Below are 10,514 nucleotides of genomic sequence, written 5' to 3'. Positions count from 1 at the left end.
GCTCGGCACGGGGCGGGACCCAGGCGCGGTATCCCGGTGGTCGCAGCGGCGGGCGGCGCCTCAGCGGCAGGAGCAGGGGGCCGGCGGCTGGCCCGGCACCACGGCGAGCACCGTGAGCACCAGCAGCAGCAGGGCGAGCAGCGCCGGCACCAGGGCCGCGGTCGTGCGGGCGCGGACGGCGTCCAGGCCGGTGACGACGAGGACGGCCACCGCGGCCACGACCAGCCCCGACGGCTGGTCGAGGGCGACCGCACCGACCACCGCGACCACCAGGAAGACGCCGAGGGCGAGCATGGCGAGCACCTTGCGCCGGACCTCGGCGGCCGTGGCGGTGCGGGGCAGCTCGCGGTGCTGGCGGCGTCCCCAGGTGTCGACCCGCCCGGCGGCCAGGTGCACGGTGTTGCTGACGGCCTCGACCAGCCCCAGCACGAGCAGCACCACCACCACGGCGACCAGCAACCCGTCCCTCACCGCAGCACCGCCTCCGTGGTCGCCATCGCGACCAGTGTGGCCCAGCTCGGGGCCGCGACCCGGCGGACCGGCGCAGGCTCAGCCCGGCAGCGGCAGCAGCTCACCGAGATCGGCGTCGAGCGGGGCGGAGGGACCGGGACGCTCGTCGCTGCGCCAGCTGCCCAGGTACTCCCGGCGGCCCTCGAACCGGAGCAGGGTGAGGTCGAGGGTGATCGGCCCGGTCGCCTCCACCTCCGTGGCCGTCAGCCCCGCCGCCGCCAGCATGGGCTCGACCACCGGCAGCACCTCCTCCGCGCGGACCTCCGCGGGCGGGCGGTCGTCCTCGAGCCGCAGCGCCAGCTCGAGCTGACGGAGGTCGGGCAGCCGGCTGGACGACCACGAGGCCTGCCGGAGCGGTGCGGGCAGCGGCTCGGTGGAGTCGACCAGCCGCCGCCAGCGGCGGACGTCGTCGGGCTCGGGGGCGGGCACGGTGCAGCGCTGCCAGGCCTCCGGGTCCTCCAGCACCCACCGGTCGAAGGAGGTGGTGGCCAGCCCGACGCACCGTTCGAGGTCGGTGGCGACGTCGGCGCTGCGGACCTGACAGGTCGCGCGCTCCACCGGGGCACCGGGCGTCCCGGTGGTGCTGAGGAAGACCGATCCCTCCACCGTGTCGCCGACGGTGAACCAGTCCGCCAGCAGCGCGGCGGCGGGCGGGCTGGTGGTGCTGGCGACCAGCCGCTCGGGGCTGTCCCGGACGCGTCGTACCTGCAGCTCACCGCTCCAGCCGTCGGCGTCGCAGAGCCGGCACACCTCGGCCACCGCCGTGTGCGCCCCGGCCGCGGGCAGGCCGTCGGCCAGCAGCAGCAGGAGCTGGGCGGCTGAGGCGAAGCCGACCCGGTCGGTCATCGCGACCTCCGCGACACCGGGTACCGCGCGGCACCGGGCGGCGAGCTGTCGGGTGCCCCGGGAGGAGCACCCGACGACCCCGCCCAGCCCGACGGCGGTCAGCGTGAGGACCGTGCGGCGGTTGAGCTGGAGGCGGGTCTGCACCTGCTGAGCGTGGCACGCCGGGCGGTCATCCGGGAGGCCCTGGCGGGCGGGGTGCCGGAGAAGGGACTCGAACCCTCACGCCCAGGGGCACAGGAACCTAAATCCTGCGTGTCTGCCAGTTCCACCACTCCGGCGGGAGTGCGTCGTCAGTCTAGGGTCGGCGCGGCTGCGCCCGCTCGGTCAGACCCCGAGGTCGCGCAGCAGCCGCTCGACGTGGCCCTTGGCCCGCACGTTGTAGCGGGCCTCCACCACGCTGCCGACGCCCTCGTCGTCGACGTCGACCACGAAGGTCGAGCGGATGACGCCCTGGACGTCCTTGCCGTAGAGCATCTTCGAGCCGTAGGCGCCCCACCCCTTGAGCGTCTCCAGGTTGGGGTCGGACAGCAGCGGGAAGCTGATCCCCTCCTGCTCGGCGAAGCGGGCGAGCTTGCTGGGCTCGTCCGGGGAGATCCCGAGCACGCTGACCCCCGCCCCGGTGAGGGAGTCGGTGGCGGCGGTGAAGTCGATGGCCTGGGTGGTGCAGCCTGGGGTCATCGCGGCTGGGTAGAAGTAGACGATGACACGCTGACCGGCGAAGTCGGCCAGCGAGACCTGTCCACCGTCGGCGTCGCTCAAGGTGAAGGCGGGGGCGGTGTCGCCCGGGGCGAGCTGGCTCGTCATGGCGGTCACCCTACTTCCCGCCCGACCCCGGCGCAGCCGCACCACTAGGCTGACCACCGCAGCCGATCGAAGGAGTGAGCATGGCCAAGGACAAGCAGCCCAGGATCACGATCGACGAGGCCAGGGCCCAGGTCGCGGCTGCTCGCGCCCGGGTGGCCGAGGACGTCCGGGAGCTGGTCGACGACGTGCACCCCAAGCGGGTGGTGCAGCGCTCGGTCGACGAGGCCAAGGCGCAGGCCCGCGCCGAGCTCGACCAGGCCGCCTCCCACGTCAAGGACGAGCACGGCTGGCGCTGGGACCGGATCGCGCTGATCGGCGGGGCCCTGGCCGGGATCGTCACCTTCGTGCTGGTGCTGCGCAGGCTCACCAGACGTCGCGGCTGAGGGGCGGTCCACCGCAGGATCTCTCGTGGCTGCGCTTTGATAACGATTGGATCCCCGGTCCACCCGGGGAGTTGCCCGGCGTAGCGTGCTGTCTACTGTGACGGTGCACCCGACGGGTGTTTCTCGACAACGAAGTGAGGGACTCATGGCACTTGGACGACAGCCCCGACGGGTGGCGGCGGCCGCGCTCTCGAGCGGCGTGCTCCTCGCACTGGCGGCCTGTGGCGGTGGCGGTGGCGGTGGCGGCGGCGAGGAGGCCGCTCCCGGTGGCGGCGCCAGCGCACCGGGCACCGACCCGGCCTACGAGCAGCGTGGCCCCATCACGATGGTGCAGGGCAAGGACACCTCGGGCAACGTGCAGAACATGATCGACATGTGGAACGCCGACCACCCGGACGAGCAGGTCACCCTGATCGAGCTCTCCGACGAGGCCGACCAGCAGCGCAACCAGATGATCCAGAACGCCGAGACCCAGGGCTCGGAGTACACCATCCTCTCGATGGACGTCGTCTGGACCGCCGAGTTCGCGGCCAACCAGTACGTCGACGCGCTGCCGAAGGACAAGGTCGACCTGACCGGGTTCCTGCAGCCCACCATCGACTCGGTCACCTACTTCGACCAGCTCTACGGCATCCCGACCACGTCCGACGGCGGGCTGCTCTACTACCGCTCCGACTGGCTGGAGCAGGCCGGCGTCGAGGTGCCCACCACCTACGACGAGATGAAGGCGGCCTGCGAGACCGTCAAGGCCGAGGTGCCCGAGGCCGAGGGTGCGGACTGCTACGGCGGCCAGCACCAGAAGTACGAGGGGCTGACGGTCAACATCTCCGAGGCGGTCGACGGCGCCGGCGGGCACATCACCGACGACTCCGGTGCGCCGACCGCGAACACGCCCGAGGCGGTCGCCGGGCTGACCTGGATGCGCGACGCCTTCGCCGACGGCACCATCCCGCAGGCCGCGCTGACCTGGACCGAGGAGGAGGGCCGGCAGGCCTTCCAGGACTCGAAGCTGGTCTTCCACCGCAACTGGCCCTACGTGTACAACCTGGCCAGCGAGTCCGACATCAGCGGCAAGTTCGCGGTGGCCCCGCTGCCGGGTCTGAACGGGCCGGGTGTCTCCAGCCTGGGCGGGCACAACTGGGCGATCAGCAAGTTCGCCGAGAACAAGGGCACCGCGCTGGACTTCATGATCTGGCTGGCCGCGGAGGAGCAGCAGAAGAGCAACGCGCTGGCCACCTCGCAGGCGCCGACGCGTGAGTCCCTCTACAGCGACCCCGAGGTGGTCGAGGCCTACCCGTACATGGAGACGCTCAAGGCCTCGATCGAGACCGCCCGGCCGCGGCCGAAGGTGGTCAACTACGGCGACGTCACCCTGGCCATCCAGGACGCCACCTACACCACGCTGCAGGGCAACGCCGAGCCGCAGGCCGCCTTCGCCGACCTGCAGACCAAGCTGGAGGGTCTGATCCAGTGAAGTGACCCGGGCCCCGGGCCCGGGTGCGTCGACCCGGTGTGGCCGTCCCCTCCCGCGGGGCGGCCACACCGGCACCTTCGGACGGCGACGGCGCCGTCCACGTCTGCGAGGAGGTAGGGGTGGCGACTGTGACTGGACCGGCCCGGGCGGAGGCACCGCCAGGTCGAGGACGTCGACCGAAGGCCAACGTGCTGAGCGATGGCCAGGGTCGGTTGGCGGCCCTGCTCATCTCACCCACCATGGTGGTGCTGCTGCTGACCGTCGGGATCCCCATCCTGCTCTCGGTCCGGGAGGCGTTCTTCCGTGAGAACGAGGGCATCGACCCCCAGACCGGCATCCTGCAGGGCGGTGAGCAGTTCGTCGGCCTGAACAACTTCACCGCCATCTTCGCGGGGCTGAACGACGTCACCGGCAACTACGGGACGATGGACCGCTTCATCAACGCCTTCATCAACACCAGTCTGTTCACGATCGTGTGCATCGCGATCGAGACGGTGCTGGGGGTGCTGATGGCCCTGATCATGTCCAAGGCGTTCCGCGGACGCGGGTTCGTCCGAGCCGGCATCCTCGTGCCGTGGGCGATCCCGACCATCGTGTCGGCCCTGATGTGGCGGCTGATCTTCGACGAGGCCGGGATCATGAACCGTCTCCTCGGCCAGCAGGTGCTGTGGCTGGCCGACAACCCGTACTCCTTCTGGGCCGTGGTGCTGGCCGACGTCTGGAAGACCGCCCCCTTCATCGGGCTGCTGGTGCTGGCCGGGCTGCAGACCATCCCGGCGGATGTCTACGAGGCGGCCAAGGTCGACGGTGCGACCGCGTGGCGGACGTTCTGGCGGATCACCCTGCCGATGGTCAAGCCCACGCTGGTGGTGGCGGTGCTCTTCCGCACGCTCGACACGCTGCGGATGTTCGACCTGCCCTACGGCATGATCGGCCCGGCCAAGTACTCGGTCGAGACCTTGTCGATGTTCGCCTACGAGGAGGCGAACCAGACGCGCTACGGACCGGCGGCGGCCTACTCCATCGTGCTCTTCCTCTACATCGTGCTGATCGCCTACCTCTTCGTCCGGTTGCTCGGTGCCGACGTCGTCGGTGACGAGGAGTCCAAGGCGCTCAAGGAGCAACGCCGGCGGAAGAAGGAACGGGCCAGGCTCGCCGGCACCCGGCCGGGCAAGCAACGCACCAGCATCACCTCGGGGGGTATGCCGTGAGCACCACCGCAGAGCGCGTCGGCGCGGAGGCGCCGACGGGGCGGCACACCACCGCGGAGGAGATCGCCCAGCTGAACAAGCCCCGCCAGAGCACGGGGCAGCGGCTCGGTCGGATCGCCTCCTACGTCGGCATGGCGCTGATCGTCATCTACTGCGTCCTGCCGTTCTACTGGATGATCGTCTCCTCGCTGCGGACCCCGGACGAGGGCCGCAGCACCGAGCTGCTGCCCAGCCCCGCGTCGCTGGAGAACTTCGTCGGCGTCTTCACCGGCAACAACAACTTCATGGTGTCGCTCGGCAACTCGCTCATCGTCTCCTCGGTGACGACGCTGCTCACGCTGCTGTTCGGGATCATCGCCTCCTACGCGCTGGCCCGGCTGCGCTTCCGCTTCAAGGGGATCATCCTGGCGGTCATCATCGCCACCTCGATGTTCCCCGGCATCACGCTGATCATCCCGCTGCTGAAGATGTTCACCGGCACCTACGAGTGGTTCCCGGTGAACTGGATGAACACCTACCAGGCGCTGGTGCTGCCCAGCCTGTCCTTCGCGATGCCGCTGTGCGTGTGGAACCTCACCGCCTTCTTCCGCCAGCTGCCGGTCGAGCTGGAGCAGGCGGCGATGGTGGACGGCTGCACGCCCGGCCAGGCCTTCCGCAGGATCATCCTGCCGCTGGCCGCACCGGGGGTGTTCACCACCGCGATCATCACCTTCATCGCGGTGTGGAACGAGTTCATCATCGCGCTGACCTTCGGCCGCGACCAGGACATGCAGACCGCCACGGTGTCGATCAGCAAGTTCACCGGCCAGTACGGCTACGACACCCCCTACGGGACGATCATGGCGGCCGGTGTGGTGGTCACCGTGCCGCTGCTCATCGCGGTGCTGATCTTCCAGCGCCGCATCGTCGCCGGCCTGACCGCCGGTGGCGTGAAGTAGCGCCCCACCGCGACGGGCCCGGGCGAGGTCGCCCGGGCCCGTCGGCGTGCTGGGGGATGACCCTGGGCGCTCCCGGGACCGTCCCGCCGGGCCTGTCGACCCCGCCCGGCCGCGGTCGACGATGACCCCATGACGACCGTCGCGGCACCACTGCCGAGCTCGATGCGGGGCGATCAGCGCTCGCTGGCGCCGGACCTGGCCCGCGGGGTGATGCTGCTGCTGATCGCCCTGGCCAACACCCCCTGGTACCTCTACGGCAGCACCGCCGGCAGCTCGACCGTCCACCCCACCGACGGCAGCATGCTCGACCGGGTCGTGCAGCTGGTCATCATCACCGCGGTGGACTCCCGGGTGTACCCGATGTTCGCCTTCCTGTTCGGCTACGGGATCGTGCAGCTCTACCAGCGCCAGCTGGCCCGTGGCGGCGACGAGCGGTCCGTCCGGCGGGTGCTGCGACGGCGGCACCTGTGGATGCTGGTGTTCGGCTTCGTGCACGCGGCCCTGCTCTGGTACGGCGACATCCTCGGCGCGTACGGCCTGGTCGGGCTGATCCTGGTGGCCGGGTTCCTGCGGCGCCGCGACACCACGCTGGTGGTGTGGCTGGCGGTGCTCACCGCGCTGATCGTGCTCGGCTCGCTGCTGGCGGTGGTGGGCGCCTACCTCGTCGCCCAGCTGCCCGCCCCGGAGGGCGCGTTCGCCGGGCTCGGCATGATCACCGGCATCAACGGGATCGAGAGCTGGCCGGCCTCGGTGCCGGCCCGGCTGACGTTCTGGCCGCTGCTGGTGCTCGGTCAGGGTCTGTTCACGCTGGTCATCCCGGTCGCCGTGCTGGCGGCGTTCTGGGCCGCCCGCCGCGGTGTGCTCGAGCATCCCGAGCAGCACCTGACCCTGCTCCGGCGGGTGGCCGCGATCGGCTTGCCGGTCGCCTGGGTGGCGGGCCTCGCGCACGCCTTGGACCACCTGGGCGTGCTGCCCGTGCCGGACTCGGTGTCGTGGGTGTCCAGCGTGCTGCAGGGCAGCAGCGGCCTGGCCGGCGGGTTGGGGTACGTCGCGGTGTTCGGGCTGCTGGCGGCCCGGCTGAGGGGTCGCCACCAGGGTCCGGTTGTCGGGGCGGTGACGGCGGTGGGCAAGCGGTCGCTGTCGTGCTACCTGGCCCAGTCGGTGCTCTGCGCGCCGCTGCTGGCGGCCTGGGGGCTGGGGCTGGGGGCGGTGCTGGGCAGCGCAGCCACGGCGCTGCTCGCGGTCGGGGTGTGGCTGGTCACGGTGGCGGGTGCGGTGCTGCTGGAGCGCCGGGGCGAGCGGGGTCCGGCCGAGACGCTGCTGCGGCGGCTCTCCTACGGCCGGACGTCCGGGCGTGGCGCGGTGGCCGGTTAGCCGACCACCCGGGCGATCGCGATGCCGTCGACCTTCTCCCGCAGCAGCGGCAGCACCACCGCCTCGACCCGGGGGTCGGCGGCCAGCCGCTGGTTGAACTCCCGGATCGCCGCCGTCGAGGTGTCGCTCGGGTCGAGCACCCGTCCGTCACGGATGGTGTTGTCGGCCAGCAGCAGGGTGCCGGGCCGCGAGAGCACCAGGGACGCCTCGAGGTAGTCGGGGTAGCCCTCCTTGTCGGCGTCGATGAAGACCAGGTCGAACGGCTCCGCACCGGCGTCGGCGAGCGCGGCGAGGCTGGCGCGGGCATCGCCCACCCGGACCTCCACCTGCTCCGACAGCCCCGCCCGCTCGAGGTTGCGGCGGGCCACCTCGGCGTGGCGCTCCTCGAGCTCGAGGGAGAGCAGCGTGCCGCCGGGCGTCAGCCCCCGGGCGAGGTGGATGGCGCTGTAGCCGCCGAGGGTGCCGATCTCCAGGGCCCGCCGGGCGCCGCTGATCCCGGCCAGCAGCTGCAGCAGCCGCCCCTCACCGGCCGAGACGCTGATCGCCGGCAGCCCGGCCTCCTCGCTGTCGCGCCGGGCGGCCTCCAGCGCCTCGTCCTGCGGGGCGAACAGGTCGGCGACGTAGTCGTCGATCCTGGCGAGCAGCTCCCGGGTGCCGTCCTGGTCCATCCGCGTCCCCTCCCGAATCGGGCGGCCGTCCCGCGGACGACCGTCGGCCCTGCGAGGCAGTCTGCCGCACGGGCCGGGTCCGGGACGGGGCCCCCCGCAACGACAGATCCCCGCCCGGCAGAGCCGGACGGGGATCTCGTGGTGGTACACCGCCAGGGACTTGAACCCTGAACCCGCTGATTAAGAGTCAGCTGCTCTGCCAGTTGAGCTAGCGGTGCGCGCGAGTGAGGACTCTACCGCAGGCGATCGCCGGAGCGAAATCGGGCGCTCAGCGGCCGGCGCGGACGGCGGCCAGCCGCTGCCGGCGCAGCTCGTCGATCTCGGGGTGCTGCAGCGGCTCCAGCTCGCGTCCCAGCCCGACCGAGATGACGTGGTCGGCCAGGGCGGGGTTGCGGGCCAGCAGCGGCCCGTGGGGGTAGAGCCCGATCACCGAGCCGCTGACCGCGCCGTCGGTGCCGTCGCCGTTGCCGATCCCCACCTCGACGGTGCAGAACGGCTCGGCGTCCGGGCCGCGTTCGGTCCAGCCGCCGTGGTTCTCGAACCCGGTGATCTCGTGCACCTGGCCGTCCGGTGCGGTCCAGCGCCCGAGCAGCTCCCCGACCGCCCGGTGCGGGCCGCGGGTGGTGGTGACGTCGAGCAGGCCGAGCCCGTCGGTGACGTCCTGGTGCTCGCCGACGGTGAAGGTGCGGCCGAGGATCTGGTAGCCGGCGCAGACCGCGAACACCGCCGCGCCCCGCTCGGCCGCCCGTTCCAGCGCCCCGTCGGCGCGCAGCAGCCGGACCGCGGAGATCTGGGCGGCGTCCTCCCCGCCGCCGAGCAGGTAGATCTGGGCGTCGTCGGGCAGCGGGTCACCCGGCTCGACCACGGTGAGCACCGGGTCGAAGCCGCGCCAGCGCAGCCGCTGGACGATGACGGTCGCGTTGCCGCGGTCTCCGTAGATGCCGAGCAGGGACTGGTAGACCAGCGCCACGTGGACGCGTTCGGGCGTGCTCATGCGATGCCTCCGATCCGGCGGAGCCGTTGGAACGGGGTGTAGGTGGCGATGACGTCGAAGGGCTCCGACCGCTCGGCCGGGCCGTGCGCCCGGGCCAGCCGCAGCGCCTCGGCCAGGTCGGGCTCGACGGCGAAGTCGACCTCGGCGTAGGTCAGCCGGACGGCGAGGTCCTGCGCGCGCGGGCCGGTGCAGACCACCCGGCGCCCCCGCAGCTGCTCGTACTCGACGTCCCACAGCCAGGACACGTCGCGGCCGTCGGCGGCGGCGGAGTCGATGGCCAGCACCACGGTCTCCGACCGGGCCAGCGGCAGCGCCTCGGCCCAGCCGGCCGGGTTCTTGGCCAGCACCAGCCGGACCGGGGTGCCGGCGATGGTGGCGGTGGCGAAGCGTCCGCCGGGGGAGGTGACGGTGCGCATCCCGGCCAGCGCCTCCTCGGTGCCCACCCCGAGCAGGTGCGCGGCCGCCAGGGCGTGCGCGGCGTTGCCGATGTTGAACCCGCCGGGCACCTGCAGCTGCGGATCCCAGCGGCGGCCGTCGGCGTCGATGATCTGCCCGTCGCGGACCTTCAGCGCCGCCCTCGGCTCGGCCAGGTCGCAGCCGGTGCAGCTCCAGTCCCCGCCCTCGCCGGTCTCGGGGTCGGGCTGGGTGCGCGCCAGCCCGGCGCCGCACTGCGGGCAGAGCGAGGCGTCCTGCTGCCAGCGGCTGGCGGTGTCCACCCAGACCACCTCGCGGGCGGTCCGCGCGGCCCACACGATCAGCGGCTCCTCGGCGTTGGCGACCACCACCGGCCCGTCGGCCCCGGCGGCCTCCAGGGCGTTGCGCCACGAGCGGCCCAGGGCCTTGATCTCGTGGTGGCGGTCGAGCTGGTCGCGGCTGAAGTTCAGCAGCACCAGCACCTCCGGACGTCCCAGCCGGACGACGTCGGCGACCACCCGCTCGTCGGTCTCCAGCACGGCGACGTCGGCGTGCGGCGCCTGCCCGAGGGCGGAGGCGATGCCGTGGTGCAGGTTGGCGCCGTCGGCGTTGGTGACCACCCGGTCGGCGTCGGCGCCCAGCCCAGCCCGGACGGCCGCGGCCAGCAGGTGGGTGGTGGTGGTCTTGCCGTTGGTGCCGGAGACGGCGGCGATCCGGCGTCCCTGCAGCAGGGTGGCCAGCGCGGTCGGGTCGAGCCGGAGCATGACCTGGCCGCGGATGGAGGCGCCGCTGCCACGCCCGGACAGCCGGGAGGCCAGGGCGGCGGCCCGTCCGGCGAGCACGGCCGCGCCCAGCCGCAGCCGGCGGCCGAGCGGCTGGGGGACCCTGGTGGCTCCCC

At 72.5% G+C, this 10,514-nt stretch carries 11 protein-coding genes and 2 tRNA genes; 5 read left to right on the top strand and 8 right to left on the bottom strand.

Features of this window, described 5'->3' with window-relative positions; genetic code table 11:
- Positions 1-60 precede the first annotated feature (60 nt).
- From DVA66_RS11705 to bcp, 4 genes are all read right to left on the bottom strand, one after another.
- Entirely contained in the window at positions 61-471 is a 411-nt protein-coding gene (locus DVA66_RS11705) for a hypothetical protein (RefSeq protein WP_157973969.1), read from the bottom strand.
- A 78-nt stretch (positions 472-549) separates the two neighbouring features.
- Positions 550-1,500 carry a hypothetical protein gene (locus DVA66_RS11700; protein WP_114560246.1) on the bottom strand — a complete coding sequence of 317 codons (951 nt, stop codon included), beginning with the start codon at positions 1,498-1,500 and terminating at the stop codon, positions 550-552.
- A 52-nt stretch (positions 1,501-1,552) separates the two neighbouring features.
- Positions 1,553-1,634: transfer RNA gene (locus DVA66_RS11695), tRNA-Leu, on the bottom strand.
- Between the two features lie 46 nt (positions 1,635-1,680).
- Entirely contained in the window at positions 1,681-2,160 is a 480-nt protein-coding gene (gene bcp / locus DVA66_RS11690; RefSeq protein ID WP_114560245.1) for a thioredoxin-dependent thiol peroxidase, read from the bottom strand.
- 80 nt (positions 2,161-2,240) lie between these two features.
- On the opposite strand from bcp, the gene DVA66_RS11685 reads away from it, so the two are divergent.
- From DVA66_RS11685 to DVA66_RS11660, 5 genes are all read left to right on the top strand, one after another.
- Entirely contained in the window at positions 2,241-2,543 is a 303-nt protein-coding gene (locus DVA66_RS11685; RefSeq protein ID WP_114560244.1) for a DUF3618 domain-containing protein, read from the top strand.
- Between the two features lie 145 nt (positions 2,544-2,688).
- Entirely contained in the window at positions 2,689-4,017 is a 1,329-nt protein-coding gene (locus tag DVA66_RS11680; RefSeq protein WP_114560243.1) for an ABC transporter substrate-binding protein, read from the top strand.
- A 128-nt stretch (positions 4,018-4,145) separates the two neighbouring features.
- Positions 4,146-5,228, top strand: coding sequence for a carbohydrate ABC transporter permease (locus tag DVA66_RS11670; protein ID WP_408608908.1), 1,083 nt, complete (start codon positions 4,146-4,148; stop codon positions 5,226-5,228).
- 131 nt (positions 5,229-5,359) lie between these two features.
- A complete protein-coding gene (locus DVA66_RS11665) occupies positions 5,360-6,166 on the top strand; it encodes a carbohydrate ABC transporter permease (protein WP_114560249.1) in 807 nt (268 codons plus the stop codon).
- A 129-nt stretch (positions 6,167-6,295) separates the two neighbouring features.
- Complete coding sequence (locus DVA66_RS11660; protein WP_114560241.1) at positions 6,296-7,540, top strand: DUF418 domain-containing protein; 1,245 nt, start codon at positions 6,296-6,298, stop codon at positions 7,538-7,540.
- On the opposite strand, the gene DVA66_RS11655 is transcribed toward DVA66_RS11660, so the two are convergent.
- The 4 genes from DVA66_RS11655 to DVA66_RS11640 form a co-directional block, all read right to left on the bottom strand.
- The gene (locus DVA66_RS11655) at positions 7,537-8,208 is read right to left on the bottom strand and encodes an O-methyltransferase (protein WP_114560240.1); all 672 of its coding nucleotides are present in this window, start codon (positions 8,206-8,208) and stop codon (positions 7,537-7,539) included. The genes DVA66_RS11660 and DVA66_RS11655 overlap by 4 nt on opposite strands.
- A 142-nt stretch (positions 8,209-8,350) precedes the next feature.
- Positions 8,351-8,426: transfer RNA gene (locus tag DVA66_RS11650), tRNA-Lys, on the bottom strand.
- Positions 8,427-8,476: 50 nt separating this feature from the next.
- Positions 8,477-9,202, bottom strand: coding sequence for a type 1 glutamine amidotransferase (locus DVA66_RS11645; RefSeq protein ID WP_114560239.1), 726 nt, complete (start codon positions 9,200-9,202; stop codon positions 8,477-8,479).
- The gene (locus DVA66_RS11640; RefSeq protein WP_114560248.1) at positions 9,199-10,380 is read right to left on the bottom strand and encodes a Mur ligase family protein; all 1,182 of its coding nucleotides are present in this window, start codon (positions 10,378-10,380) and stop codon (positions 9,199-9,201) included. Before DVA66_RS11640 ends, DVA66_RS11645 begins: the two co-directional genes overlap by 4 nt.
- Positions 10,381-10,514: the final 134 nt, after the last annotated feature.

The organism is Desertihabitans aurantiacus (assembly GCF_003344635.1).
Taxonomy (GTDB): domain Bacteria; phylum Actinomycetota; class Actinomycetes; order Propionibacteriales; family Propionibacteriaceae; genus Desertihabitans; species Desertihabitans aurantiacus.
The sequence above is the reverse complement of the archived record's forward strand: the minus strand, read 5'-3'. Positions and strand labels throughout refer to the sequence as shown.

Bases quoted from the DNA above. Each gene is read 5' to 3' on its own strand.
- bcp (WP_114560245.1), bottom strand. From the start codon at position 2,160: ATGACGAGCCAGCTCGCCCCGGGCGACACCGCCCCCGCCTTCACCTTG.
- DVA66_RS11685 (WP_114560244.1), top strand. From the start codon at position 2,241: ATGGCCAAGGACAAGCAGCCCAGGATCACGATCGACGAGGCCAGGGCC.
- DVA66_RS11680 (WP_114560243.1), top strand. From the start codon at position 2,689: ATGGCACTTGGACGACAGCCCCGACGGGTGGCGGCGGCCGCGCTCTCG.
- DVA66_RS11665 (WP_114560249.1), top strand. From the start codon at position 5,360: ATGGCGCTGATCGTCATCTACTGCGTCCTGCCGTTCTACTGGATGATC.
- DVA66_RS11660 (WP_114560241.1), top strand. From the start codon at position 6,296: ATGACGACCGTCGCGGCACCACTGCCGAGCTCGATGCGGGGCGATCAG.
- DVA66_RS11655 (WP_114560240.1), bottom strand. From the start codon at position 8,208: ATGGACCAGGACGGCACCCGGGAGCTGCTCGCCAGGATCGACGACTAC.
- DVA66_RS11645 (WP_114560239.1), bottom strand. From the start codon at position 9,202: ATGAGCACGCCCGAACGCGTCCACGTGGCGCTGGTCTACCAGTCCCTG.
- DVA66_RS11640 (WP_114560248.1), bottom strand. From the start codon at position 10,380: ATGCTCCGGCTCGACCCGACCGCGCTGGCCACCCTGCTGCAGGGACGC.